The organism is Mesorhizobium sp. M7D.F.Ca.US.005.01.1.1, assembly GCF_003952545.1.
GTDB classification, from domain to species: Bacteria; Pseudomonadota; Alphaproteobacteria; order Rhizobiales; family Rhizobiaceae; genus Mesorhizobium; species Mesorhizobium loti.
The window spans coordinates 1120399-1146742 of the sequence record NZ_CP034453.1 but is presented as its reverse complement, the minus strand read 5'-3'; the positions used below and the strand labels follow the sequence as shown (position 1 = coordinate 1146742).

The window sequence follows — 26344 nt, the reverse complement described above, 5'->3', positions numbered from 1 at the left end:
TCGTTGGGGAAGCTCGCTTGCCACACCAGGGCTTTGGTGATTTAGTTTGTACACATGCAATTTTTTGCGTCCTCTGAGCGAGGATGCCGAAGCCGCCTTATCGTTGGTCAAGACTGAAAAACAGGGGAACGAACATGGCTGACAAGAACGGATTTTTCGACCTCTCCAAGACTGGCCTCACCTCCAAGACTGCCCTCACCCGCCGAACGGCGCTGAAGGGTCTGGCCGCGGGCGCCGGCCTCGCCGTTGCTCCCGGCTTCGTCCGCTATTCCCAGGCGCAGAGTTCGGCGCCGATCAAGATCGGCTTCCAGTCGCACCGCACCGGCATCGGCGCCGCCTATGGCCGCTGGTACGAGAAGACCACGGCCGCCGCGGTCAAGGCGATCAATGCCGCCGGCGGCATCAATGGCCGCCAGGTCGAGGTGATCATCGAGGATGACGGCACCGATCCCGGCCGTGGCGCCGAAGTGGTCGGCAAGTTCGCCACCCAGCACAAGACCGACATCGTCTTCGGCACGCTGTTCTCGCATGTCGTCATCGGCTCGGCGCCCGCGGCCGGCGAAAACAAGATGCCCTATTTCGTCGTCAGCGAAGGCCACCACGTCGCCTCGACCAAGCTGAACCGTTATGTCTTCCAGCCCGGCATCACCGACGTGAAGAGCCAGATCCAGTCGATGGCGCCGTGGATCGCGGCCAATGCAGGCAAGAAGGTGACGCAGATCTTCCCCGATTTCGCCTTCGGCTACGATCATCGCGACTACCTGCCGCCGGCACTGAAGGCGCAAGGCGCCGAGGTCATCGCGCAGATCGCCATCCCGCCGACGGAATCGTCCTTCACCAAATACTTCCCGCAGATCCCGGCCGAGACCGATGTGATCTACCACGTCATGGTCGGCCCGGCCGTGCTTACCTTCGTCAAGGAGCTCGGCGAGTTCTACGGCTCCAACCGGCCGCAACTGTTCGGCTTCATCGATTCGCTCGAGGCCACCGACATCAACAGCCCCGGCCTCGAATTCCTCGACGGCAGCCATTTCTGGGAAGGCTCGCCGCGCTATGCGCAAGCCGATGATTCCGAGGCACAGAAAGCCTATCGCGCCGCCGTCGGCATCGACGACAATGGCGCCGCCGTTGGCGATCCCAAGGACGTCTCTACCGCGGCCCACATGTTCGGCTGCTGGGAGACGCTCTACGTCGTCAAGAAGGCGATGGAAGATGCCGGCTACAAGGGACCGGAAGACCGCGCCAAGCTGGTCGAGGCGACCGAAGCCCTGACCGCATTCGCCGAAGGTCCCGAGCATCCGCAGGGACCGAAGACCTTCAACGGCAAGATCCACCAGTGCTTTGGCATCCAGAACATCTCCAAGGTCGAAGGCGGCAAGCTCGAGGTCGTGCACAAGACCAAGATCGAGGATGGTCTTTACGAGGCTGAAGGGGATTATACGACGCAGGCGCTGTGAGGCGCCTTACCCTCCCCCTTGTGGGGAGGGTCGGCGAATAGGCTTCGCATTTTTGCGAAGCCTATGAGACGGGGTGGGGGTCGCGACGGCCCATGCCCCACCCCCCACCCGACCGCTTCGCGGTCACCCTCCCCACGAGGGGGAGGGTAAGGGCGCCCTGAATGCACTTCGGTCCCCATCTCCTCCTCGCGGCCCTCGAAGGCCTCGTCACCTCAGCGGTGCTGGCGCTGACGGCGCTTGGGCTGTCGCTGGTGTTCGGCGTCATGCGAGTGGTCAATGTCGCGCATGGCGAGTTCTTCATGCTCGGCGCCGTGCTCGCCTGGGCGATCACAACGGCGATCGGCGGCCATCCGGCGCTCGGCTTCCTGGCGGCGCTGGTGATTGCGCCGCTGATCGTCGGCGCCATTGCACTGGTCGCCGAGCGGCTGGTGCTGCGCCGGCTCAACTACAATCCGGAAGCCACCATCGTCGCCACCATCGGCATGCTCTACATCATCCAGCAGCTGGCGCTGACCTTCTATGGTCCGGAGGCGCGACCGGTGGAGCCGCCGTTCAGCTACCGCATCCTTCTGCCGTGGTTCGGTTACTCCGGCTACAAACTGTCTGTTATCGCCGCTTCGGCGCTGCTGCTGATCGCGACCTGGCTGGTGCTGACGCGCACCAAGATCGGTCTCATCATGCGCGCCACGCAGTATGACAGCGAGACGGCGCAGGCCTTCGGCATCCCCGTCGGCCGTGTCTATGGCGGCGTCTTCGCGCTTGGCGCCATGCTGGCGGCCATTGCCGCGGTGCTGATCGTGCCGATCAGCCAGGCGCATTATTTGATGGGGCAGGACCCGCTGCTGCTCTCCTTCATCGTCGTCATCATCGGCGGCCTCGGCTCGCTGCGCGGCACGGTCGTCGCCGCCGTGCTGATCGGCCTGTCGGACGGCATCATCTCGATGTTCTTCTCGCCGACTTTGGCCAAGATCATCGCCACGCTGCTGGTCGCCATGGTGCTGGTGTTCCGCCCGCAAGGCCTGTTCGGGACGGCGTCGCGATGAGCGAAGCTTCGCCCGCAAAAGCCTATGCCCTGCATCTCGGCGTCATCGCGCTGCTGTTCGTGCTGAGCTTCCTGCTGCCGGAGTATTATCACGGCCTGCTCGCCCGCATCATGGTGCTGGCCGTCTTTGCCATGGGCTACAACATGCTGTTCGGCTATGTCGGCCTGCTCAGCCTCGGCCACGCCATGTTCTTCGCCGCCGGGCTCTACGGCGCCGGCCTTGCCGTCATCCAGCTCGGCTGGAGCGTCCCGCTGGCCTTCCTCGGTGGAATTGCCTGCGGCGCGGCCCTGGCACTGGTGATAGGCCTGCTGGCGCTGCGCACCACGGGTGTCGCCTTCATGATCGTCACCATGATGTTCGCCCAGGTCTTTTACCTGCTCATCCTCTATTTTGCGGCGTGGACCGGCGGCGACCAGGGCATGGTCGTGCCGCAGCCGGCGCGGGTGCTCAGCCTCGGCGCGACATCGCTCGAGCTCACCAATCCAACCGTGCGTTACATGACGGCGCTGGGGCTGTTTTCGATCGTGCTGCTCATCACATCAGCCATCGTCCGCTCCAGATATGGCCGCGTGCTGGTCGCCATCCGCGAGAACGAGGAGCGGACGAAGATGCTCGGCTATGACACCTTCTCCAACAAGCTCGCCGCCGTCGTTGTCTCCGGCACCATCTGCGCGGCCTCGGGTGCCGCCTATGCGCTGCTGTTCGGCTATGTCGGATCGAGCTTCGCTTCGGTGCAGTATTCGATCCTGCCGCTGCTGTGGGTGCTGCTCGGGGGTGCTGCCACAACGCTTGGGCCGCTGATCGGCACGCTGTTCATGTACTATGTCATCGACATCACAAGCGGCTACACCTCGGCCTATCTGCTGATCGTCGGCATCGCGCTCATCCTTTTGGTGCTGTTCTTCCCCAAAGGCATTCTGGGCAGCATCCGCCAGCGCTGGCTCGGGTGGCTGCCATGATGCCGCTTTTGACGACCAAGGGCCTGTCGCGCAACTTCGGTGGCCTGCGTGCTGTCGACGGTGTCGACTTCGCCCTGATGCCGGGAGAGATCCGCGCCGTCATCGGCCCCAACGGGGCGGGGAAGACCACCTTCGTCAGCCTGGTCAGCGGCCGCATCCAGCCGTCATCGGGGATGATCGTCTTTGACGGTGCCGACATCACCGGCCTGCCGGCCTATATCCGGGTGCGCCAGGGCATCGCCTACACGTTCCAGATCACCAGCGTCTTTGCCAATCTTTCCGCCTACGACAATGTCGCGCTGCCGGTGCAGCGGACCTTGAGCGATGGCCGTTCGAAGGGTGCAGTGCGGACAGGTGTGATGGCGGCGCTCGAACGCACCGGCCTGGCCGATCGTGCCCACATGCCGGCCGGGCAATTGTCCTACGGCCATCAACGCCTGCTGGAAGTGGCGATGGGCCTGGCGCTGAAGCCGCGCTTGCTGATCCTCGACGAGCCGACGCAAGGCCTGGCCGACAGCGAGATCGACAATTTCATCACCCTGGTGCGCGAGATCGCCAAGAACGCCACCGTGCTTTTGATCGAGCACAACATGCCGGTCGTCATGCAACTGGCCGACCGCATCACTGTCTTCAATGCCGGCAAGATTCTCGCCGAAGACACGCCCGAAGCGATCCGCGAGAACGCGGCGGTGCAGGAAGCCTATCTGGGGACCGCCCCATGACCGAAACAAGCCAGGCCGGGGCGAAGTCTCAAGCACTCACCATTTCGGGGCTCGACTGTTTCTATGGCGAGGTCCAGGTGCTTTATGGGCTCGACCTGGTGCTGAACAAGGGCGAGGTGTTGTGCCTGTTCGGCCGCAATGGCGCCGGCAAGACGACGACGCTCAAAGCCATAATGGGGCTGGTTCCCTCAAGCGCCGGCTCGATCAAACTGGCTGGCCAAGAGTTGACCGGGCTGCCGGCGCACGAGGTGCCCAAGGCAGGCGTCGCCTATGTGCCGCAAGGCAGGCGGCTGTTCGCTGAAATGACGGTGGCCGAAAACATCGAGATCGGCCTGATGGCGCGAGGCAAGGGCAAGGCGACGCGGGAGGCCGTGCTCGATCTCTTCCCGCTGCTGCGCCAGCGGCTCAGGCAACGCTCCGGTACGCTGTCCGGCGGCGAACAGCAGATGCTGGCGATGGCGCGTGCACTCTGCCTCGAGCCGCAGGTGCTGTTGCTCGACGAGCCGACCGAAGGGCTGATGCCGTCGATGATCGCCAAGATCCGCGAGACGGTGTCGAAGCTGCGCGGCATGGGGGTGTCGACCATCCTGGTCGAGCAGCGTGTCGATGCGGTGCTTTCGGTCGCCGATCGGGTTTGTTTCATCGAAAATGGCCGCAACCGAGAAACGGTCGATGTCGAGGAGCTGCGCGCCGACCCGTCGGCGGTTCGCCGTTATGTCGGCGTGGGCTGATCAGCCAAAGAACAGAAAGCCCGCAACCAGAAATATCGGGATCAGCACCAGGCCCGACCATGCCATATAGCCGAAAAAGCCCGGCATCTTCACGCCGCGATGTCGGGCGATGGCGTAGACCATGAAATTCGGCGCATTGCCGATATAGGTGTTGGCGCCCATGAACACGGCACCCGCCGAGATCGCCGCCAAAGTCGAGGCGAATTCCGTCATCAGGTGCCGGGGGTCGCCGCCGGCAAGCTCGAAGAACACCAGATAGGTCGGCGCATTGTCGAGGAAGGATGACAGCGCACCGGTCAGCCAGAAATAGGCGATATCGTTGGGCGCGCCCGAGGGCGAAGTGACGAGGGCGACCAATGGCGCCAGCGCGCCATCATGTCCGGCCCTCAGGATGGCGATGACCGGCACGATGCAGATGAAGATACCGGCAAACAATTTCGCCACCTCCGATATCGGACCCCAGTTGAAGCCGTTGGCTTCCCGGTGGCTCTTATAGGAGAGGGGAAGCGACAGCAGGGCCAGCGCCAGGATGATGGCGTCGCGCACCAGATTCTGCAGTTCGAGACTGACGCCGAACACGGAAAGGCTCACGCCCGGCTTCCAGGCCGCCGACAGCAGGATGGCGCCGATCACACCCGCCAGCAGCGGAAGGTTGGCCAGGCCGCGCAGACGCACCTTCGTGTCCGGCGTCGGATCCTTGATCTTCGGCGCACCGTTTTCGCGCCGATGCAGGATGATGTCGATGCCTAAGAAGACGGCCAGCACGACGACGACAACGAACAGCGTCTCGCGCCAGAGGTTCGTCGTCGTCCAGAAGAAGTCGACGCCGCGCAGGAAGCCGACGAACAGCGGCGGATCGCCAAGCGGCGTCAGCGAGCCGCCGATGTTGGACACCAGGAAAATGAAGAAGATGACGACATGGGCGTTGAACGGCCTGTTGTCGTTGGCGCGCAGGATCGGCCGGATCAGGATCATCGAGGCGCCGGTCGTGCCGATGACCGAGGCGAGAATAGCGCCGACCAGCAGCAGCCCGGCATTGACCAGCGGCGTGCCGTGGATGTTGCCGGAAAGCAGGATGCCGCCTGAAATCGTATAGAGCGCAAACAGCAGGACGATGAACGACATGTATTCGGTGAGCAGCGCATGCAGCACCGCTTCGGTCGCCGAGGGGATGCCGAAGGCAAGCGCCAGCGGCACGATCACCAGCGCCGCCCACAGGGCCGTGATCTTGCCGTAGTGGTGTTCCCAGACATGGTGGAACAGCAGCGGACCGGTGGCGATCGACAACAGCAGCCCGGCGAAGGGCAGCGCCCACCACAGCGACATCGAAGCACCGGGCAGGCCGTGCTCCTCTGCCGCCAAGGCCTGTGCCGGAAGCAGCAGTGCGAAAGCGACTGCGGCACCGGCCATCACAGCCGCCGCGGTCGGCAAAAAGCCCCTCTTGCGCCCCACGGTCAGCTCAATCCGACAAATGGTCTTCGAGCGTCACGCCGGCGTCGCGCATGCGCTGCAGCATGGCCTCGAGCGAACCGTTGAGATCGATGCCACGGCAGGCATCGAGCCGGACCGTGGTTTTGAAGCCCTGGCTGACTGCGTCCAGCGCTGAGAAGCCGACGCAGAAATCGGTCGCCAGGCCGACCAGGGTCAGCGTGTCGATGCCGCGCTCCCGGAGGTAGCCTGCAAGGCCAGTCTGCGTCGCGCGGTCATTCTCGAAGAAGGCCGAATAGCTGTCGATATCAGGCCGAAACCCCTTGCGGATGACGAGTTCGGCCTTGGTCCAGGCGAGGCCGGAATGGAAATCCGAGCCCAGGCTGCCCTGGATGCAATGGTCCGGCCACAGCGTCTGCTGGCCATAGGGCATTTCGATCATCGTGAAGGGCTGCGCGCCCGGATGGCTGGAGGCAAAGCTGGAATGACCGGCCGGATGCCAGTCCTGCGTCAGCACCACATGGTCGGTCCGCCGGATCAGGTCGTTGACCAGCGGCACGATCTCATCGCCGCCGGCAACCGCCAGCGCGCCGCCCGGACAAAAGTCGTTCTGCAGGTCGATGACAACAAGCGCTTCGTCGGCCATGCGGCTTCCTTCTCTCTGTCTCGATGCCGCTGCCGCGACCGGAGGCAGAAACTTTACCAGATGGCCGGCCGCGTCAACCTCTGCCGATATAACAAATGCGTGCCGGCCGAGCTGTCGCAAACTCCGGCTTTGACAATTCCTGCCGGCTTGATATCATTTGCATACGAATGAATTTGCCCGGCTGCCGATGCCGGCAGCGTCTTTGGAAACACTGGTTTCTGGAAGACCTCTTTTCTGGAAGGCAAAGCGTGATCCGTTACGCGAAACCCACCTCGGTCGACGAAGCGCTCGCTTTGCTTGGCGAGGGCGCCTGGCGCATCCTTGCCGGCGGCACCGACTTCTATCCGGCACAGGGCAGCAAACCCTTCCGCGACAATGTTCTCGATATCAACGGTCTGGCTTCGCTGCGCGGCATTGCCGAAACGGACGACCACTTCGTCATCGGCGCGCGCACGACCTGGACCGACATTATCCGCCATCGCTTGCCGCCGGCCTTCGACGCGCTGAAACAGGCGGCGCGAGAGGTCGGCTCGGCGCAGATCCAGAACGTCGCCTCGGTCGCCGGCAATCTCTGCAACGCGTCGCCTGCCGCCGACGGCGTGCCGGGCCTGCTCGTCCTCGATGCCGAGGTCGAGCTGCGCTCCGTGGCAGCCACGCGGCATCTGCGGCTGCAGGACTTCATTCTTGGCAACCGCCGCACGGCGCTGCTGCCCGGTGAGATGGTGACGGCCATCCGCGTGCCGAAGCCCAGCGGCACGTCGGCTTTCGTCAAGCTCGGCGCCCGGCGCTACCTCGTCATTTCCATCGCCATGGTGGCGGCGCGTCTGGTCGTCGACAACAGCACTGTCGCCGAAGCGGCGGTCGCCGCCGGCTCCTGTTCGGTGGTGGCCAAGCGGCTGGCCGGTGTCGAAGCCGCGCTGCGCGGACTGCCGGTGGACGGCGGACTTGCCGACGCGATCCTGGCCGCGCCGATGAGCGAACTGTCACCCATCGCCGACGTACGCGGCAGCGCCGAATACCGGCTCGATGCGGTGCGCGAGATTGTCGCCCGCGCCGTGCTTGCGGCTGTGGGGCGAACGACTGGCGACGAGGTGGCGGCGGCATGAGCCAAGTTCAGCCTGATATGCGTGAAGCCCTGCCCGGTCCGGGCGCCGTTCGGCCTGCTCTCGGCCCAGAACGAGCCGACATCGCCTTCGAGGTCAATGGCGCCGCCATCTCCGTCAACGTACCGCCGCTGCGCCGACTGTCCTTGGTGCTACGCGATGAATTGCTGCTGACCGGCACCAAGGTCGGCTGCGATGCCGGTGATTGCGGCGCTTGCACGGTGCTGGTCGACGGCGATCCCGTCTGCGCTTGCCTGATGCCGGCTGCGTCCGTCGCCGGGGCGTCGGTGACGACAGTCGAAGGCCTCGCCAATGGCCGGCTGTCGGCGCTGCAGGCCTCGTTCCTTGCCCATGGCGCGGCGCAGTGCGGCATCTGCACGCCGGCGCTGCTGGTCGCGGCAACCGCATTGCTGGACAAGCAGCCCCGCCCTACCGAGGCGGAGGTGCAGGATGCGCTGGGCGGTATTCTCTGCCGCTGCACCGGCTACCGGAAGATCATCGCGGCGGTGATGGATGCCTCCCTGCAGGCAGCAAGCCTCGATTTCCGCTTGCCTCAATCCGGCCATGCGATCGGTTCCTCGCCCATCAGGCTCGACGGCGTGCCGAAGGTCACCGGGGCTGAGAAATTCGGCGGCGATTCCTTCCCCGCCGATGCGCTGGCCGTGCTGGTGGTCCGCTCGCCGCATTATCACGCCAGCTTCGCCTTCGGCGACCTCAACGGCTGGGCGAAGGCGCATCCCGGCATCGCCGGTGTCTTCACAGCCGCCGACATTCCGGGGAAGAACTGTTTCGGCGCTATCGGTCCGTTCGCCGACCAGCCGGCACTGGCCGAAGGGTTTTCGCGGCTTCGTGGCGAGGCGGTGGCGCTGGTTGCCGGCGAACGCGAGGCGATCCTCGATCTCGATTTGTCGGATTTTCCGATCCGCTGGAGCGAACTGCCGCATTTTCTGCAGCCTGCCGAAGCGCAGGCCGAGGGTGCTGCGCTGATGCATGACAACCGGCCGGCAAACCTGCTCACCTCCGGCCTGGTCGAACGCGGCGACCCGGAAGCGGCGCTTGCCGACGCGGCGGTCACCGTGTCCGGCGCCATCGACACCTCCTATGTCGAGCACGCCTATATCGAACCGGAAGCCGGCTATGCCTATCTGGACGGCGACACGCTGGTCGTCGTCGCCTGCACCCAGGCACCCTATATGGACCGCGATGAGACGGCGAAGGTGCTCGGCCTTGCCGTCGACAAGGTGCGCATCGTGCCGACCGCGACCGGCGGTGGCTTCGGCTCCAAGCTCGACGTTTCGCTGCAGCCGCTGATCGGCCTTGTGGCGCTGAAGACGGGGCGACCGGCGGCACTTGCCTACACCCGCACCGAATCGATGATTTCGACCACCAAGCGCCATCCAGCCGTGATGAAAGCGACCATCGGCGCCGATGCCGATGGCCTTGTCACCGGGATGATCTTCTCAGGCGATTTCAACACCGGCGCCTATGCAAGCTGGGGGCCGACCGTCGCCAACCGCGTGCCGGTGCATGCGTCCGGCCCCTATGCGACGCCGAACTACCGTGCCGAGGGCCGCGCCATTCACACCCATGGGCCGATCTCAGGCGCCTTCCGTGGCTTCGGCGTGCCGCAGGCGACGATCATGCAGGAGACGCTCTATGATGAGCTGGCCGGCAAGCTCGGCATGGACCGACTCGATTTTCGCTTGAAGAACTGCCTTCGGAACGGTTCCGAAACGGTTACCGGGCAACGGCTGGACTCCGGCGTCGGCATTGCCGAATGCCTCGAATCGCTACGCCCGCATTGGGTGCGCGCGACGGCTGATGCGGATGCGTTCAACAGTGCCAACAGGGATAGAAAGCGCGGCGTTGGCGTCGCGTCGTGCTGGTATGGCTGCGGCAACACTTCGCTGCCCAACCCGTCGACCATCCTGGTCGGCATTGCGGCTGACGGCACGGTCATCCTGCATCAGGGCGCCGTCGATATCGGCCAGGGTTCCAACACGGTCATCACCCAGATCTGCGCCGACGCGCTCGGCCTGCCGCTGGAGAAATTCCAGCTGAAGAGCGCGGATACGGCGATCACCCCCGACGCCGGCAAGACATCGGCCTCACGCCAGACTTTTGTGACCGGCAAGGCCGCCGAAAAGGCCGGCCGTGCCTTGCGCGAAAAGATCCTGCGCTTTGCCAATGTTTCCGGAAACGCGGCCCTGCAACTCGACGGCCAGGCGATCGTCATCCGCGAAGGCGAAGCCACGCGCCGTATCGATCTCGCCTCGCTCGACGTGGATGCCGAAGGCTTCATCTTCCGCGCCCAGGAGACCTACGATCCGCCGACGCTGCCGCTCGATGCCAAGGGACAGGGCAAACCCTACGCCGTCTACGGCTTTGGCGCGCAGATCGCCGAACTTGAGGTCGACCTCAAGCTCGGCACGGTCAAGCTGATCAAGATCACCGCCGCGCACGATGTCGGCAAGGCGATCAACCCGCTGCTGGTCGAAGGCCAGATCGAGGGCGGCATCGCACAAGGCATCGGTATGGCGCTGATGGAGGAGTACATCCCCGGCCGTACCGAGAATTTGCACGACTATCTGATCCCGACCATTGGCGACGTGCCGCCGATCGAAACCATCCTGATCGAGGTTCCCGATCCGGAAGGCCCATTCGGCGCCAAGGGGCTGGGCGAACATGTGCTGATCCCAACGGCGCCGGCGATCCTCAACGCCATCCGCCACGCCACCGGTGTTCTCATCACCAAGGTTCCGGCGACGCCGACGCGGATCCGCGCTGGCATCCGTGAAAAAGATGGCATCCGCGAAAAGGAGGCACGCCGATGAGCGAGCTTGCCGAGCGCTTCGAAACGCATGATCCCGGCGAGAAGCTGGTGGCGGAGAAGATCCGCTGCGATGCCTGTCCGGTCATGTGCTACATCGCCGATGGCCGCACCGGCGCCTGCGACCGCTACGGCAATGTCGGCGGCAGGATCGTGCGGATGGACCCGCTGACCATCCTCGACCATGCGGCTGAGACCGGCGTGGCAATCGTGCCCTTCGTCGCCGAGGGCGAGGCCTGGGATGGCGAACTGGTCAACACCGGGCGCCGCTTCGTCACCGCCATTGGTGCCGGCACGACTTATCCCGACTACAAGCCGGCCCCCTTCATCGTCAGCCAGGAGGTCGAAGGCGTCGATCTCGTCACCGTCGTCACCGAGGGCATTTTCTCCTACTGCGGCGTCAAGGTGAAGATCGACACCGACCGTCACCTTGGTCCCGAGACGGCAATAGTCCGCGCAGCCGGCGAGGCAATTGGCCATGTCACGACGGGCGAGTATGGCTCGCAGATGCTGTCGCTGGGCGGCGTGCATCATTTGACCGGCGGCTCGAAGGCCGAAGGCCGCGCGACCTGTGACGCGCTGCTCAATCTGTGCAACCGCAAGCCGGTGGAATTGGCCATAGACGGCGGCGCCACCATAACAGTCGAAGCCGGCAAACCCCCTGTCATCGACGGCAAGCAGGAACACCGCATGCGTGTCGGCTGCGGCTCGGCAACCATCGGCATGTTCGCCACGCAATGGCGTGGCCTGGTCGACGAGGTGGTGGTGGTCGACGACCACATCACCGGCGTCGTTTCGGAGCATCAGGCCGGCAAGGTGCTGGGCTGGCAGGATACGGGTATAAAAATCATCGGCCGCCGCTCGACGCCGGGCCGCTATTTCAAGGTCTCCGAGCCCGGGCTGGGCTGGGGCGGCACCAGCATTTCAGACCCGCTGTCGATCCTCGGCGAATGGAATGCCAAGAAAGGCGCGCGCCCCGGCCTGTCGCTGCTGATGGTTTCGACCACCGGCGAGCAGTTCGCCTATTACGAGCTCGATGATGAACTGAAGCCGGTGCAGAAGCCGTTTCCCGAACGGCTGCAGAAATCGGTCGGCCTGATCGAGGACAATTGCGAGCCGGCGCTCTGCACCGTGCTGTTCATCGGCGGCGCCGGCGGTTCATTGCGCGCCGGCGTCACCGAAAACCCGGTCAACCTCACCCGTTCCGTGCAGGGCCTGACCACCTATGTGACGGTCGGCGGCGCGCCGGTCTATGTCTGGCCGGGCGGCGGCATCACGCTGATGGTCGATGTCACCAGGGTGCCGGAAGGGGCCTTCGGCTATGTGCCGACCCCCGCACTTGTGGCGCCGATCGAATTCACGCTCCGCCGCGACGACTACATCAGGCTCGGCGGCTACGAGGCCGAGATCCGCAGCGTCGATGATATCGTTGCCAAGGGTGGCGAATACCTCAATTCGCGACGCGGCACCGGTGCCGCGGTCAGCAATCCATGGCCGCCACTGGCGCAATTGCGCCGCGCTGCGTCGAACGAGACCGGATGATGCAAGGCCCGCAAACGCATTGGCTGCAGGACGGCAAGCGGCTGCATCTCAACCACGGGCCGATCGACCTGATCGTCGAGGTTTTTGGCGAAGCGGATGAGTGTCGCGCCGCTTACGCGCAAGCTGTCGCGCGCTTTCAGACGATCCTGATGGAGTTGGTCGAGGAGCTCCCCGAATTGCGGCTCCCGGCGTTTTTCCTGGCGCCGCGCACCTTCGCAGGCCCGACGGCGCGCCGCATGGAAGCAGCCGTCATACCCCTGGCGGAATGTTTCATAACACCGATGGCCGCCGTCGCCGGATCGGTAGCCGACGAAATGCTCGCCGCATTGCTTGCCGGCCGCAAGCTCGATCGCGCCTATGTCAACAATGGCGGCGACTGCGCAATCCATATCGGCAAGGGCCAGTCGATGGGCTTGGCGATCGCCGGCACCGGCAACGACATGGCCGACCGGATCACGATCCGCGCGGAAGATGGCGTTCGCGGCGTCGCCACCAGCGGTTGGCGAGGCCGCTCCTTCTCACTTGGCATTGCCGACGCCGTCACCGTGCTCGCGCGGACTGGCGCCGAGGCCGATGCGGCGGCGACGCTCATTGCCAACGCGGTGGACCTGCCCGGCAATCCGGCCATCAAGCGCATTCCCGCACACGAACTGTCGCCCGACAGCGATCTCGGCGCGCGCCTGGTGACACATGGCGTCGGCACGCTTGCACTTGGCGAAGTGGCGCGGGCGCTGGACAACGGCCTTGCCGTCGCCGAAGATTTTCGCCGGCGCGGCCTGATTGCCGGATCGGCGCTGTTTCTTGGCGGTGAGATCCGCATCAGTGGCTCGGTTGCGCTTGCCGCGCCCAACAAAAGTTCGAGGGAGGAAGTTGCCCATGCCTGAGTTTCCGATCCGCAAGATCGCGGTGCTGACCGAAGAGATCTTCCATGAGGGCGGGCCGGTGGCCAAGATGCCGCGCCGCCGCGCCGCCGCCATGGCGCTGGTCAAGAACCCGTTCGCCGGGCGCTATGTCGAGGATTTGCAGAGCGCCATGGACGATTTGAAGCCGCTTGGCCTGTTGCTCGCCGACCGGCTGATCGCGGCACTCGGCGGCGACGTCAAGCAGATCGACGGCTACGGCAAGGGCGCCATTGTCGGCACGGCGGGTGAGCTGGAGCACGGTGCACTCTGGCATGTGCCCGGCGGCTACGCCATGCGCGAACGGCTCGGCGACGCCAAGGCGATCGTGCCGTCGGCGAAGAAGGTTGGCGTTTTCGGTTCAAAGCTCGACGTGCCGCTCGGCCACATCAACGCCGCCTATGTGCGCAGCCATTTCGACGCCATGGAAGTCGGCATCAGCGATGGCCCGCGCCCCGACGAGATCCTGTTCTGCCTCGCCATGACCTGTGGCCCGCGCGTGCACGACCGCATGGGTGGCTTGGCCGCCGGGGATATCAAGGCCTGGGACGGGCTGCGGTGAGCACCGAGGACAATCTGCTGAAGCTGGTCGAGGTCGAGACGCCGGACGACCAGGATTACCTCTTGCAGGAGCAGGTCGGCTTCATCCTGCGCAAGGCGCATCAGCGCCATGTCTCGATCTTTGCCGCGCATATCGGCGATCTGACGCCGCCGCAATTCGCCGCACTCGCCAAGCTGCGCGATGTCGGCGAGACCTCGCAGAACCAGCTCGGCACGCTGATCGCCATGGACGCGGCGACGGTGAAGGGCGTCATCGACCGGCTGAAGGCGCGCGGCCTGGTCGAGCTTTCCAAGCACGAGGTCGACAAAAGGCGGCTGCTGGTCAATCTGACCGCGAAGGGGCGCGACGCCATCGAGCGCCTGATCCCGCTGGCCCGCGAAATCACCCAGGAGACGCTGGCGCCGCTCTCGGCCAAGGAGATCGCCACCTTCATGAAATTGCTGGCCAAGCTGGCTTAGATCGTCCTGCCGGGCGCCAAAAAGCACCCGGCAGGACGTTTTGGCTCAGAGGCCGTTGTCCTTCAGCACCTTGGCTGCATTTTCCTTGGTGATCTTCTCGGTCGGCAGAGTGATGGTCTTTTCGACCTTCTCGCCGTTGAGGAACTTGATCGCCTGGCGCAGGCCTTCGGCGCCGGGGGTGACATAGGTGAAGGTGGCCGTCAGCTCGCCCTTGTTGACCATTTGCACGCCCTCGTTGGGCAGACCATCGATGCCGATGAACTTGATGTCCTTCTCGCGGCCGACATCCTTGGCGGCGAGATAGGCGCCGTAGGCCATCGGGTCGTTGTGGCCGTAAACGAGATCGATCTTCTCGTTGCTCTTCAGCGCGTTGGCCATCAGATTATAGGCTTGGTCCTGCTTCCAGTCGCCCGATTGCTGGTCGAGCAGATATTTGATGCCCGGCTCCTTGTCGGTGAACTCGTGGAAGCCGTCATGGCGGTCATGCGCCGGCTGGGTACCCATGCCGCCCCAGATCTCGACGACATTGCCCGCAGCCTTGCCCTTGCCGCCTAGCAGCTCGACGGCATATTCGCCGGCCGCGCGGCCTATCAGCGCGTTGTCGCCGCCGACGAACTGGGTGTAGTCCTTGGTGTCGACATTGCGGTCGAGCACGAAGACCGGAATCTTGGCGTCGATCGCCTGCTGCACGACGCCGGTCAGGCCGGCGGATTCCTTCGGTGATACCAGCAGTGCGTCGACCTCCTGACGGATCAGGTTCTCGACATCGGCGACCTGCTTTTCGGTCTTGTCCTCGCCGTCGGTGATGATCAGCTCGACCTCGGGATGCTTGGCGGCTTCAGCCAGGATGTCCTTGTTGAACTGCGCGCGCCAGGGCTCGATGGTCGTCACCTGCGAGAAGCCGATCTTCCACTTCTTGTCCTGGGCATAGGCATTGCCGGTGGTCAGAAGCGCGGTGGTGGTCAGCAGTGCCGCGGTCATGGCGGCAAGCTTCAGCATGTCACGTCGTTTCATTCTTGTTTCCTCCGAGATTGAGAGACGGTGTCTCTTGCGACGGCCGCTTTGCCGCGGCCGTTTCCTTGTGCGCCGATTGCCCGCCGGGCAGGCGCAGATAGGCCAGGAGATCACCGACATTGCGCTCCTGCACGAGCACGGTGCCGATGATGATCATCCCCTTCAGCACCAGCTGAAGGTTCGAATTGATGTTGTGGAGCTGCAGGATGTTGGAGAGCAGGCCGAAGATCAGCACGCCGCAGAACGTGCCGATGAGGCTGCCGCGCCCGCCCATCAGGCTGGTGCCGCCGATGACGACGGCGGCGATGGCATCCAGTTCCAGCCCGGCGCCGGCATCCGGCTTGCCTTGCCTATACTGCGCGACATAGAGCACGGCGGCGATACCGGCGAGCAGTCCGGAGATGGCATAGGTGGCGATCTTGACGCGACCGGCGGCGATGCCGGAGAGCCGCGCCGCCTCCTCATTGCCGCCGATGGCATAGACATAGCGGCCGAACGGCGTGAAGCGCAGCACCGCGCCGTAGATCAGGATGGCGCCGAGGAAGAACAGCCCCGGCATCGGGATGACGCCGAACACCAGCGAGCGCAGTATCTCGAAATCGGCGGTGGCGTTGGAGCCGGTATAGACCGGCAGCACCGCATTGTTCTGGCCGGCGGTGAGCCGGGCGATGCCGAGCGCCGTCACCATCATCGCCAGGGTGACGATGAAGGGCTGCAGCCGTCCGGCAACGATGATGAAGCCGTTGAGCGCGCCAAACAGCAAGCCGACACACGGCGCCACCAGCAGCACGCCGAGCACGCCGAATTTCGACCCGATCTGCGGCAGCAGATACCACAGCGACAGACTGCATAGGACCACACCGACGACAGCAGGCGTAACCAGGCCGCGAACGCCGTCCAACCTGATGTCGCGCGCGGTGGCATCTGGCCCGGCACGGGATTTTGCCAGGTTCTGGAAGATGAAGCGGGTGACGACGAAACCGAGGCAAAGCGCCACCAGGGCGACGGTCGGCACGCCCAGCACGACGCCCGGCGTCACGCCTGGAACCGTCAACAGCATGGCGCAGACCACCGAGCAGATGGCCATCAGCGAGCCGACGGAGAGATCGATGCCGCCGGTGATGATCACCGCCGTCATGCCGGTGGCGATCAGCCCGGTGGTCGACACCTGGCGCAGCACGTCGAGCAGATTGCCGTAGGAGAGGAAGATGTTGTTGCCCTTCGAACTCATCGGCGAGCCCAGCACGCCGATCAGGAAGATGGCGATCAGGCCCCAATAGAGCTTGGTCCGGGACAGGAGTTTCAGGGCAGTCATGCGGCTGGTCTCGATATGGTCCGGCGCGGGGCGGCGAGACGCATGATGGCCTCCTCGCTGGCCGCATCGCGGGAAAGAATGCCTGTCTGGCGGCCATCGGCCATCACCAGGATGCGGTCGGAAAGATGCAAAAGCTCCGGCAGCTCGGAGCTGATGACGGCGATGGCGAGACCATCGCGCGCCAGCTTGAAGATCAGGTCGTAGATCTCGCGCTTGGCGCCGACATCGATGCCGCGCGTCGGCTCGTCCAGCAACAGCACCCTCGGCCTGGTCGCCAGCCACTTGCCGATGACGACCTTCTGCTGGTTGCCGCCGGACAGCGTGCCGGCGGGCTGGTCGATGTCCTGGCAGCGGATGCCGAGCGCCTTGACCGCCTGCCGCGCCAATCCCTGTTCGCCGGCCAGCGAGCGGATGCCGAAGCGCGCCAGCGATCCGACCAGCGGCAGCGCGACATTGTCCGTGATCGATGCCTGCAGATGCAGGCCTTGCGTCTTGCGGTCCTCAGTGACCAGCGCAATGCCCAGCCGCCTTGCATCGCGGGGCGAACGGATATCCACGGGTCGGCCGTCGACCTGGATTTCGCCACCGGTACGACCATCGCTCGAGCCGAAGATCGCTTCCAGGATCTCGGTGCGGCCCGAACCCAGCAGCCCGCCAATGCCGAGGATTTCTCCGGCGGCAAGATCGAAGCCGACGCCGTCGATCACCGTGCGCCAGCCATGCGCATCGGGCTTCGACAGCGACAGGTTTTCGACCGAAAGCACGATCTTGCCGCCGGAGTGGCGCTCTTCCTGGGAGGAAGCGAGCAGGTTTCGTCCGACCATCGCCGAAATGATCGCGTCTTCGTCGAGCCTGGCCATCGGCTCGGTCAGCACATGGCGCCCGTCGCGAAACACGGTGACGCGGCTGGCCAGATGCATGACCTCGTCGATGCGGTGCGAGATGTAGACGATGGCGACACCGCTGTCGGCAAGCTGGCGGATGATGCGGAACAGCCGCTGGCATTCGGCTGGCGACAGCGCCGAGGTCGGCTCATCCATGATCAGGATGCGTGCCGACATCGACAAAGCCTTGGCGATCTCGACCAGCTGCTGTTCGCCGACGCGCAAGGCGCCGACGCGGGCTTGCGGATCGAGTTCGATGCCGAGCCGCTGCAACAAAGCACCCGCCGCGCGGCTGCTCGCCTTGCGGTCGACGATCAGGCCCGCGATCAGCTTCTCGCGGCCGAGGAAGATGTTGTCGGCGACGCTGAGTTCGGGCACCAGGTTGAGCTCCTGGTGAATGATGGCGATGCCGGCATCCTCGGCGTCGCGCACGCCGGCGAAGCTGACGGGGCGGCCATCGACGCTGACCGTGCCTTCATAGCCGGTGTAGACGCCGGAGAGGATCTTCATCAGCGTCGATTTGCCGGCGCCGTTCTCGCCCATCAAGGCATGAACCTCGCCGCGTCGCAGCTCGAAGCCGACATCGACCAGGGCGGCGATGCCGCCGAAGCTCTTGGAGACGCGCTCGGCGCTCAGAACGGTGTCTGACCGATCCGCCGCACTGTGCTCCGGGGAAAGGGAATTCGCATGTTCCATGACAATGGCGGCCTCCCTTCCGTCGTCGTCAATTTCCCGCAAACGCTAATCTAAACGTTTCGATCGTGTCAAGCCGATATCCGGTGACGGAAGTTTGATGCATTTCGATTCTTGCTAAAAAAGATGGTATTCCGTAGGTATTGGCAGCAAGGGGTGACGAAACGTTTCGAAAATGACAGCGTCAGGGCGAAAAAAGCAGCGTAGATCCACCGCACCCACAATGCTTCATGTGGCCGAGGCGGCGCGTGTCTCGGTCGCCACCGTGTCGGCGTTGATCAACGGCACGGCGACGGTCAGTCCGGAACTCAGCCAGCGCATCGAACAGGCGATCCGCGATATCGGCTACAAGCGCAATGCGATCGCCCGCAGCCTGAAGATGGGCACGACCCGCACCATCGGGCTGACCGTGCCGCACATCACCAACCCGTTCTTCACAGATGTCGTCTCGGTCATCCAGCAGGCCTTCGACCGGGCCGGCTATGCCGTCATGCTGTGCTGCACGGACGAGGATTTGAACACCCAGGACGACCAGATCCGGCTGCTGCTCGACCGCATGGTCGACGGGCTGATCGTGGCGCGCGTCGGCGACGGCGCGATCCTCAAGGGGATCGTCGACGACGCCAATGTGCCGGTCGTGCTGCTCGACCGTATCTGCGAGGGCGTCGACACCGATACCGTGGTCCTCGACAACCAGCGCGCGGTTTTCGACGCCATCACCTATCTGATCAATCTCGGCCATCGACGAATCGGCTACATCACCGGCACGTCGGACATTTCGCCGATGCATGACCGCATGGCGGGATATCGCGAGGCGTTGCACGCCGCCGGGCTGCCGATCGCGGAGGAGCTAATCCGCTTCGGCAATTTCCACGAGATCGACGGCTACAACGCCACCATGCAGATGCTTTCCTCGCACGATCGGCCAAGCGCGATTTTTTCAGCCAACAACCCGATGGTGATCGGCACCATGAAGGCGATCCGCGACATCGGCCTGTCCTGCCCGGAGGATATTTCGGTTGCCTGCTTCGACGACTTTCCATGGTCCGACGTGTTCCAGCCGCAGCTGACCACGGTGGCGCAACCGGTGCAGGCGATCGGCGAACAGGCGGCCAATCTGCTTCTCGACCGTCTCGCCGGCAACAGGGACGCGCCGCCGCGCAAACTGGTGCTCAAGGGCCGGCTGATGATCCGCAATTCATGCCGCCCGCTCGGGGCGATTGCGCAGAGCGTGAGCGCATAGCGCCCACTTCGTCGGCGGGGTCAGAGCCCAAACGCCTCCGAACAAAGCTCCTGCAGTTTCGGAAAGACGCCTTTGCCACCCGTGATGACCAGCGTGCCCTTCTGCAGCACCGTCTTCGGATCGGGCTTCACCACCGTGCCACCGGCTTCCTCGACCAGAAGCATGCCGGCCAGACAATCCCAGGCGTTCATGTGCTCTTCGACATAGCCAAGCAGCCGGCCGGCGGCGACATAGGCGAGCATCAACGCACCGGAGGCATTGCGGAAGAAAACGCCGCCTTCGGCTAGCAGCGCGCGGATCAGCACGGCGATATTTTCGGTGTCGGCGCGGTTCGAAAATCCGGTCCCGACGGAACCTTCCTCGATGCTGGTCGCCGCACTGGTCCTGATCGGCCGGCCGTTGACGAAGGCGCCGCCGCCGAGCCTGCCGTGAAACGTCTCGCCGGTCGACGGCTCATGGATGACGCCAGCCACGGCCTCCCCGTCCCTGGTGCAGGCGATCACCACGCACCAGGCCGGAATGCCGCGCACGAAATTGGCGGTGCCGTCGATCGGGTCGATGACCCAGACATAGCCAGTCTGGCCGGCAACCGAGGCATGTTCCTCGCCGACGATGCCATCTTGCGGATAATCAGCGGCGATTGCGGCGCGGATGAACAGCTCGACCTCGCGGTCACCATCCGAGACCAGGTCCTGATGGCCCTTGCTCTCGATGGTCAGGTTTTCCAGGTCGCGAAAATATTTCAGGCCGAGTTCGCCTGCCCGCCGCGCCAGATCGACGGCAAATTGCATGCGGGCGTCATGGTCATCGTTCACGGGGGCGCTCGATCTTGCGGAAGGGTGGCCTGCCTTTAGCAGAGGCGGACCGCACCTTCCAAGCCAAGAGTATCTCGTACCAGGACTGTCAGGCCGCTTGCGACAGCGATTTATGGGCCTCGGCGAGGATCTCGAACGACCGCACCCGCGCTGCATGGTCTGATATCTGCGCGGTGACCATCAGCTCGTCGGCGCCGGTACGGCGTACGAAGGCATCGATACCTTGCCTGACCGTTTCCGGGGAGCCGACGACGGCGCAGGACAGCGCCTGGTCGAGCATGGTCTTTGCCATCGGATCGAGATCGCGGTCATAGTTCTCGACAGGTGGCGGCAGCCGACCGGCCCGGCCCGTGCGCAGATTGACAAAAGCCTGCTGCAACGAGGTGAACAACAAACGTGCCTCGGCGTCGGATGGCGCGGCAAAGACGTTGAGGCCGAGCATGACATGCGGCTTGTCGAGCTGCTCGGACGGCTGGAAGCGCGAGCGGTAGACATCCAGCGCGTGATCCAGCTCCGCCGGCGCGAAATGCGAGGCGAAGGCGTAGGGCAGGCCGAGCATGGCGGCGAGCTGCGCGCCGTAGAGGCTGGAGCCGAGGATCCAGACCGGCACGTTCTGGCCTTCGCCAGGCACGGCGCGGATGCGCTGGCCTTCCTCTGCTGGCTGGAAATAGCCCATCAGCTCGACGACATCCTGCGGGAAATTGTCAACGCCGGCCTCGAGGTTGCGGCGCAAGGCGCGGGCTGTGCCCATGTCGGTGCCGGGCGCCCGGCCGATACCGAGATCGATGCGGCCCGGATGCAAGGCGGCCAGCGTGCCGAACTGCTCGGCAATGACCAGCGGCGCATGGTTGGGCAGCATGATGCCGCCGGCACCGACACGAATGGTCTTCGTGCCACCGGCGACATGGGCAATGACGACCGCGGTTGCCGCACTGGCAATGCCCGGCATGTTGTGATGCTCCGCCAGCCAGTAGCGCTTGTAGCCCAGCCGTTCGGCATGGCGGGCAAGATCGAGCGAGTTGGCCAGCGACTGCGAGGCATCGCTGCCTTCGATGATCGGCGACAGATCGAGAACGGAAAGGTCGGTCATGAACGGTATCCTGTGTCAGGACCGCATGTAGGAAGCGCCCGGGGGCGCCGCAAATTCAAAAATATTGATCAACCTTTCGCGGGTTCGGTGTCGGCGTTGTCGTCCTCCTCGACGACGGTCGTCTGTTGCGCGGCGAGAAAATTGCCGACATGGCTCAGCCCATCGAAATGATCGCAGAACACCTTGATGACGACCAGCAGCGGCACCGCCATCAGCGCGCCGACGAAGCCCCACAGCCATGACCAGAAGGCGATGGCGATGAAGATCGCCACGGCGTTGATCTCGAGGCGCCGGCCGACCACCATCGGTGTGACGAACTGGCCTTCGACGATGTCGCACAACAGCACGAAGGCCGGCGCCAGCATTGCGTAGGCGATTGTGTCGAAGCTGATCAGCGCCATGATCGTGACAAACACGATGGTGATCAGCGCTCCGACATAGGGCAGAAAGTTGAGCAATGCCGCGGCCACGCCCCAGACCAGCGGGTTGGGCATGCCGAGTGCCCACAGGCCAAGGCCGATGACCGCGCCGAGACCGGCATTGATGATGGTGACGGTGAGCAGATAGTGCGAGATCTCGCGCTCGACGTCATAGACGACGCGCAGCGCCCGCTTCTTTTCGCTGAGACGGGCGAAGGACTGGATGATCTTTTCATAGAACATCGTGCCGGACGCGAGCAGGAACAGCGACAAAACGAAGATGATGGTGAGGCTTGTTCCCGCCGACAGGATATTGCTGGCCGCCGCCGACATGATGCCGGACTGCGCCACCGCCACCTTCTGGATGCCCGGCTCCTGCGAGGTCTCGGTCAGCTGTTCGACCTGATGCGAGATCTGCATGATCTTCTCGAACGGTTGCCGCAATTGCGCCAGCCGTTCGGTGAGCTGCTGGCCGATCGACGAGGTGTTGTTGATGAGGTCGATGATCGGGCTGCTGAGCAGGTAGCCGGCGCTGGCAAAGATGCAGATCGACAACAGCACCAGAAGGGTCGCGGAAATCACTTCGGGGATGCCGTGCTTGCGCAAGAGCCGAACGATGGGCGTCAGCGTCAGAGCCAGCAGGAAAGCCAGGATGACCGGCATGAAGAAGGCGCGGGCAAAGTAGAGCGCGTAGATGGCCATGAACAGGAAGATGCCGATCAGCAGTGAACGCATCAGATGCGTGTCGGCACGAGCCGCGACGCGCGCGTCGTCAACCTCGGCAACGCCTGCGCTCAAAGCGGCGGGTTCGGCTTTCATCACGGTCCCTCAACGGCGCACCGCAATTGGTGCAATCCGTCGGTGGAAAACGCTGACGTGGCTTCAAGGTTCCTTTAGCCGGCAAGGCCTGCGCCCGTAGGCCTTGCCATTGGCTCAGGCGACGGGCGCTGCCAGTGCCGGCGCGGCCTTGGCCGTTTCCTTGCGCACGATCGGCGCCACCCTGGTGCCGTAAAGCTCGATCGCCTTCATGATCTTGGCATGCGGCATGGTGCCGATCGCCATCTGCAGCAGGAAGCGGTCATTGCCGAAGATCTTGTGCTGGGCAACGATCTTCTCGGCCACCTGCTCGGGGCTGCCGACGAACAAGGCGCCATCAGGACCACGCGACTGGTCGAAATGCGCCCGCGATGTCGGTCCCCAGCCGCGCTCGCGGCCGATGCGGTTCATCACTTCCGCCTGCGGGCCGTAAAAATCGTCGGCCGCCTGCTCGGTCGTTTCGGCGATGAAGCCGTGCACGTTGATGCTGGTGGCAAGGCCCGCCGGATCGCTGCCGGCGCGCTTGGCGGCCTCACGGTAGAGATCGAACAGCGGCGCGAAGCGCGCCGGCTCGCCGCCGATGATCGCGAGCGCCAGCGGCAGGCCAAGGGCACCCGCGCGCGCCGCCGATTGTGGCGTGCCGCCAATGGCGATCCACACCGGCAGCCTGTCCTGGAAGGGCCGGGGATAAACGCCGCGATCATTGATCGGCGTACGCAGATTGCCAGACCAGGTGACCTTCACGCTATCGCGGATGGCAAGCAGCAGATCGAGCTTTTCGGCGAACAGCTCGTCATAGTCCTCGAGATTGTAGCCGAACAGCGGGAAGGATTCGATGAACGAGCCGCGCCCGGCCATGATCTCGGCGCGGCCGCCCGACAGAAGGTCGAGCGTGGCAAATTGCTGGAAGACGCGCACCGGGTCGTCGGAGGACAGAACGGTGACCGCACTGGTCAGCTTGATGCGCTTCGAGCGCTCGGCGGCCGCGGCCAGGGCCACGACCGGTGCCGAGGCGGCGTAGTCGGGCCGGTGATGCTCGCCGAGGCCGAAGACGTCGAGGCCGACCTGGTCGGCCAGTTCGACCTCCTCGATCAGGTTGCGCAGCCGCTCATGCGGGCCGATGGCGCCGGGGCCCGGCTGCGGGCTGACGTCGGCGAAGGTGTAGAGACCGAGTTCCATTGATGTCATCCTGGTGTTGGGTTTTGTGGCTAGAGGTAGCGACCGACCCGCCTCGCCGCCAGTGGGGCGGACGGTGAACAGTGCATGTCGGTTTAGGCTCTATCTCTTCGTCGCAATTCCGGACGGAAACCGCTTCACACTTCTCCTGGAATTGCTCTAAAGGCGTCTCCCGGCTGCAACAGCCAACAATTTCATGGCTGCCATGCCGTTTTGGCGCTTGAACTCTCGGTTTTCGCGCGTATGTAAGCGTCGCGAATTGACTTCAGGGAAGTGGACTTGGCTATCTACAGGGAAAAAGACGTTTTCGAGCGGCGCAACGCCGCAAACGAGGCAAAGAAGGCGCTCCTCGAGCGCTTCAAGGCAAAACCGGCGGCGGATGATCCCGCAGTGCTGGCGCGGCAGGCCGAACGCAAGGCAATCCTCGAGGCCCGCGAAATCCGCGAGGCCGAGAAGGCCAGGCTGAAGCAGGAAAAGCTGGCACGCGAAGCGGTCGAGAAGGCCGAGCGCGAGGCAGCAGCCGAGGCGGCACGTATCGCCGCTGAGGAAGCTGCGCAGGCTGAGGCCAAGATTCGGGAATCCGAAGAGAACGAGCGCATCGCCCGTTTCCTGGCCGACGAAGCCGAACGAAAGGCTAAGCGCGACGCGCGTTATGCAGCGCGCAAGCAGCGCACCGGCAGAACGCCTCCAGGCTTCTCCGCCCGCTAGCCTCGCGGCAAGCATCGAATTTCAAGGTCAGGGTCGCCTCGCAGCGGCCCTGAACGTGTTTGTCTGCCGCTATGGTCAGGCGGCGAACTTCAGCCCCATGATGCCGCAGACGATGAGCGCGATGCAGGCCAGCCTGATCGCGGTGGCTGGCTCGCCGAGCAGCCAGATGCCGAGCAGTGCCGTACCGACGGTGCCAATGCCGGTCCACACCGCATAGGCGGTGCCGACCGGCAGCGCCTTCAGCGCCAGGCCGAGCAGAGTGAGGCTGACAACCATCGAAGCAACGGTCAGCACGGTCGGCACCAGCTTCGAGAAGCCATCGGTGTATTTGAGGCCGATTGCCCAGCCGATCTCGAACAGGCCGGCAAAAAAGAGAAGAATCCACGACATCGACAACGCTCCATCAGAGCATCGGACCGAAAGTGATTTTCGGGTGTCCGACGCTCAGTCAAACAATGGCGGGTCGTCCCGTCCGGATTTTGGGGGAAGCGCGAGGTCGTCCCCGCCACGCAATATAGGAATTTCGGGCGCTCGATCAACAGCGGCCGGCAACAGTGTTGCCGGCCGTAATCTTATTCCGAAGCGGATGGGCCGGACCTACTTGTCCTTGAGCTTCATCGCCTTGACCGGCGGCGCCTTCAGGGCCGGAGCCGGGGCGGGCTTCTTGGCGTCCTTTTTCGGCTTGCGGGCTTCCTTGCCTGCCTTCATCGCACCTTTAGCCATGATTCGTTCCTCCTGATGTGGGAAGCGAAGTGAAACAAGAGAACCGCCGGACCGCAAGGGGTTAGCGACTGCTGCCGCCGTCAGCGGATCGCTTTCAACCGGTTTCTAATTTGCTCGTAAACCCTGGCGGTCCGTGCCATGGTCATTTTCGCACTGCAGCATCAACCCGTGCCTTCGCCGGGTGATCGTCAGGCAGGCCGTCAGGACGACAATGCGAATCCACATCGGCTGCGAGATGAGCTTCGACTTTCCCCAGGAAACGCCGCTCATCGCGATGCTGAATGTGCACTATTCCCGGGCCTCCGATCTCGAACGGCCGGATTTCCTGATCTCCAATCCGCCGGTGCCGATCCAGAGCTATCGCGACAGTTTCGGCAACTGGTGCAACCGGTTCGTCGCGCCGCCCGGGCGTTTCACCTTCGGCACCGACGCGGTGATCCGCGATCCCGGCACCTTCGAGATGGGCGACCTGATGGCCTGGCAGCACGAGGTGCGCGACCTGCCGGCGGACACGCTGCTGTTCCTGCTGCCCAGCCGCTTTTGCGAGAGCGACCTTCTGGCCAGCGAAGCGTGGCGGCTGTTCGGCAACACACCGCTCGGCATTCCACGCGTGCAGGCGGTCTGCGACTTCGTCCACAACCATATCGTCTTCAACTACGGCAATGCGCGGCCAACGCGCACCGCGGCGGAAGCCTATCGCGAACAGAGCGGTGTTTGCCGCGACTACGCGCATCTCGCCGTCACCTTCTGCCGGGCACTCAACATCCCGACGCGCTACTGCACCGGCTATATCAGCGACATCGGCATGCCAAAGCCGTGGGCGAGCATGGATTTCTGCGCCTGGATGGAAGTCTATCTCGGCGGCCGCTGGCATGTCTTCGACCCGCGCAACAATGCGCCGCGCATCGGCCGCATCCTGATTGCCTCCGGCCGCGACGCCGCAGATGTGCCGCTGACCCATATTCGGGCCGGGTACGCTAGCCGGCTTCAAGGTGTGGACAAGCGAGATCGTCGAATAGCCGCCGTAGCAACCGCCGTCTTGAACGATCGGGCTACTCGCGCGTTGCC

Annotated in this window: 24 protein-coding genes and 1 pseudogene; 14 read left to right on the top strand and 11 right to left on the bottom strand. The window is 64.3% G+C overall.

Annotated features, from left to right (window positions below):
* Nucleotides 1–134: 134 nt before the first annotated feature.
* The 5 genes from EJ076_RS05525 to EJ076_RS05505 all read left to right on the top strand — a co-directional run bounded on the left by EJ076_RS05525 (nucleotide 135) and on the right by EJ076_RS05505 (nucleotide 4912).
* A complete protein-coding gene (locus EJ076_RS05525) occupies nucleotides 135–1457 on the top strand; it encodes an ABC transporter substrate-binding protein (RefSeq protein WP_126067183.1) in 1323 nt (440 codons plus the stop codon).
* Between the two features lie 161 nt (nucleotides 1458–1618).
* Nucleotides 1619–2500 carry a branched-chain amino acid ABC transporter permease gene (locus EJ076_RS05520; protein WP_126067182.1) on the top strand — a complete coding sequence of 294 codons (882 nt, stop codon included), beginning with the start codon at nucleotides 1619–1621 and terminating at the stop codon, nucleotides 2498–2500.
* Nucleotides 2497–3459, top strand: coding sequence for a branched-chain amino acid ABC transporter permease (locus EJ076_RS05515; RefSeq protein WP_126067181.1), 963 nt, complete (start codon nucleotides 2497–2499; stop codon nucleotides 3457–3459). The genes EJ076_RS05520 and EJ076_RS05515 overlap by 4 nt, the downstream gene beginning before the upstream one ends.
* Complete coding sequence (locus EJ076_RS05510) at nucleotides 3456–4181, top strand: ABC transporter ATP-binding protein (protein WP_109667755.1); 726 nt, start codon at nucleotides 3456–3458, stop codon at nucleotides 4179–4181. The genes EJ076_RS05515 and EJ076_RS05510 overlap by 4 nt, the downstream gene beginning before the upstream one ends.
* Entirely contained in the window at nucleotides 4178–4912 is a 735-nt protein-coding gene (locus tag EJ076_RS05505; protein ID WP_126067180.1) for an ABC transporter ATP-binding protein, read from the top strand. Before EJ076_RS05510 ends, EJ076_RS05505 begins: the two co-directional genes overlap by 4 nt.
* Here EJ076_RS05505 and EJ076_RS05500 read toward each other — a convergent pair whose 3' ends face one another.
* Nucleotides 4913–6322, bottom strand: a complete 1410-nt coding sequence (locus EJ076_RS05500; protein WP_126067179.1) for a sodium:proton antiporter — start codon at nucleotides 6320–6322, stop codon at nucleotides 4913–4915.
* A gap of 49 nt (nucleotides 6323–6371) precedes the next feature.
* The gene (gene pncA / locus EJ076_RS05495; RefSeq protein ID WP_126067178.1) at nucleotides 6372–6986 is read right to left on the bottom strand and encodes a bifunctional nicotinamidase/pyrazinamidase; all 615 of its coding nucleotides are present in this window, start codon (nucleotides 6984–6986) and stop codon (nucleotides 6372–6374) included.
* 248 nt (nucleotides 6987–7234) lie between these two features.
* On the opposite strand from pncA, the gene EJ076_RS05490 reads away from it, so the two are divergent.
* From EJ076_RS05490 to EJ076_RS05465, 6 genes are read left to right on the top strand one after another with little or no spacing between them, the layout of a single operon-like run.
* Nucleotides 7235–8092 carry a xanthine dehydrogenase family protein subunit M gene (locus EJ076_RS05490; protein WP_126067177.1) on the top strand — a complete coding sequence of 286 codons (858 nt, stop codon included), beginning with the start codon at nucleotides 7235–7237 and terminating at the stop codon, nucleotides 8090–8092.
* Nucleotides 8089–10923: a molybdopterin-dependent oxidoreductase gene (locus EJ076_RS05485; RefSeq protein WP_126067176.1), complete on the top strand. Its 2835-nt coding sequence runs from the start codon at nucleotides 8089–8091 to the stop codon at nucleotides 10921–10923. Before EJ076_RS05490 ends, EJ076_RS05485 begins: the two co-directional genes overlap by 4 nt.
* Nucleotides 10920–12461 (top strand): 6-hydroxynicotinate reductase, encoded by a 1542-nt coding sequence (locus EJ076_RS05480; protein WP_126067175.1) that lies wholly within the window; start codon nucleotides 10920–10922, stop codon nucleotides 12459–12461. The genes EJ076_RS05485 and EJ076_RS05480 overlap by 4 nt, the downstream gene beginning before the upstream one ends.
* Nucleotides 12461–13345: a hypothetical protein gene (locus EJ076_RS05475; protein WP_109667760.1), complete on the top strand. Its 885-nt coding sequence runs from the start codon at nucleotides 12461–12463 to the stop codon at nucleotides 13343–13345. Before EJ076_RS05480 ends, EJ076_RS05475 begins: the two co-directional genes overlap by 1 nt.
* Nucleotides 13338–13922: an amino acid synthesis family protein gene (locus tag EJ076_RS05470; protein WP_126067174.1), complete on the top strand. Its 585-nt coding sequence runs from the start codon at nucleotides 13338–13340 to the stop codon at nucleotides 13920–13922. Before EJ076_RS05475 ends, EJ076_RS05470 begins: the two co-directional genes overlap by 8 nt.
* On the top strand, nucleotides 13919–14380 hold the full coding sequence (locus tag EJ076_RS05465) for a MarR family transcriptional regulator (RefSeq protein ID WP_126067173.1): 462 nt from the start codon (nucleotides 13919–13921) through the stop codon (nucleotides 14378–14380). The genes EJ076_RS05470 and EJ076_RS05465 overlap by 4 nt, the downstream gene beginning before the upstream one ends.
* A gap of 45 nt (nucleotides 14381–14425) precedes the next feature.
* Here the strand turns inward: EJ076_RS05465 and EJ076_RS05460 are convergent, their stop codons facing one another.
* From EJ076_RS05460 to EJ076_RS05450, 3 genes are read right to left on the bottom strand one after another with little or no spacing between them, the layout of a single operon-like run.
* Complete coding sequence (locus tag EJ076_RS05460; RefSeq protein ID WP_126067172.1) at nucleotides 14426–15394, bottom strand: substrate-binding domain-containing protein; 969 nt, start codon at nucleotides 15392–15394, stop codon at nucleotides 14426–14428.
* Nucleotides 15381–16709 (bottom strand): ABC transporter permease, encoded by a 1329-nt coding sequence (locus tag EJ076_RS05455; RefSeq protein ID WP_126067171.1) that lies wholly within the window; start codon nucleotides 16707–16709, stop codon nucleotides 15381–15383. Before EJ076_RS05455 ends, EJ076_RS05460 begins: the two co-directional genes overlap by 14 nt.
* Complete coding sequence (locus EJ076_RS05450; RefSeq protein ID WP_126067170.1) at nucleotides 16706–18289, bottom strand: sugar ABC transporter ATP-binding protein; 1584 nt, start codon at nucleotides 18287–18289, stop codon at nucleotides 16706–16708. The genes EJ076_RS05455 and EJ076_RS05450 overlap by 4 nt, the downstream gene beginning before the upstream one ends.
* A 220-nt stretch (nucleotides 18290–18509) precedes the next feature.
* On the opposite strand from EJ076_RS05450, the gene EJ076_RS05445 reads away from it, so the two are divergent.
* Nucleotides 18510–19529, top strand: coding sequence for a LacI family DNA-binding transcriptional regulator (locus EJ076_RS05445; RefSeq protein WP_126067169.1), 1020 nt, complete (start codon nucleotides 18510–18512; stop codon nucleotides 19527–19529).
* A gap of 20 nt (nucleotides 19530–19549) precedes the next feature.
* Here the strand turns inward: EJ076_RS05445 and EJ076_RS05440 are convergent, their stop codons facing one another.
* The 4 genes from EJ076_RS05440 to EJ076_RS05425 all read right to left on the bottom strand — a co-directional run bounded on the left by EJ076_RS05440 (nucleotide 19550) and on the right by EJ076_RS05425 (nucleotide 23848).
* Nucleotides 19550–20344 (bottom strand): inositol monophosphatase family protein, encoded by a 795-nt coding sequence (locus EJ076_RS05440; RefSeq protein ID WP_245462960.1) that lies wholly within the window; start codon nucleotides 20342–20344, stop codon nucleotides 19550–19552.
* A gap of 88 nt (nucleotides 20345–20432) precedes the next feature.
* On the bottom strand, nucleotides 20433–21434 hold the full coding sequence (locus tag EJ076_RS05435; protein ID WP_126067168.1) for an LLM class flavin-dependent oxidoreductase: 1002 nt from the start codon (nucleotides 21432–21434) through the stop codon (nucleotides 20433–20435).
* 68 nt (nucleotides 21435–21502) lie between these two features.
* Entirely contained in the window at nucleotides 21503–22672 is a 1170-nt protein-coding gene (locus tag EJ076_RS05430; RefSeq protein ID WP_126067167.1) for an AI-2E family transporter, read from the bottom strand.
* A gap of 114 nt (nucleotides 22673–22786) precedes the next feature.
* Entirely contained in the window at nucleotides 22787–23848 is a 1062-nt protein-coding gene (locus EJ076_RS05425) for an LLM class flavin-dependent oxidoreductase (protein WP_126067166.1), read from the bottom strand.
* Nucleotides 23849–24124: 276 nt separating this feature from the next.
* Between EJ076_RS05425 and EJ076_RS05420 the strand changes: the two genes are divergently transcribed.
* On the top strand, nucleotides 24125–24553 hold the full coding sequence (locus tag EJ076_RS05420) for a DUF6481 family protein (RefSeq protein ID WP_109667244.1): 429 nt from the start codon (nucleotides 24125–24127) through the stop codon (nucleotides 24551–24553).
* A 75-nt stretch (nucleotides 24554–24628) separates the two neighbouring features.
* Here EJ076_RS05420 and sugE read toward each other — a convergent pair whose 3' ends face one another.
* Both sugE and EJ076_RS35990 read right to left on the bottom strand, forming a co-directional pair.
* The gene (gene sugE, locus EJ076_RS05415; RefSeq protein WP_013528463.1) at nucleotides 24629–24943 is read right to left on the bottom strand and encodes a quaternary ammonium compound efflux SMR transporter SugE; all 315 of its coding nucleotides are present in this window, start codon (nucleotides 24941–24943) and stop codon (nucleotides 24629–24631) included.
* A 207-nt stretch (nucleotides 24944–25150) separates the two neighbouring features.
* Nucleotides 25151–25276 carry a hypothetical protein gene (locus tag EJ076_RS35990; RefSeq protein WP_013528464.1) on the bottom strand — a complete coding sequence of 42 codons (126 nt, stop codon included), beginning with the start codon at nucleotides 25274–25276 and terminating at the stop codon, nucleotides 25151–25153.
* 211 nt (nucleotides 25277–25487) lie between these two features.
* Between EJ076_RS35990 and EJ076_RS05405 the strand changes: the two are divergent.
* Nucleotides 25488–26295 (top strand): annotated as a pseudogene (locus tag EJ076_RS05405) (transglutaminase family protein).
* Nucleotides 26296–26344 lie beyond the last annotated feature (49 nt).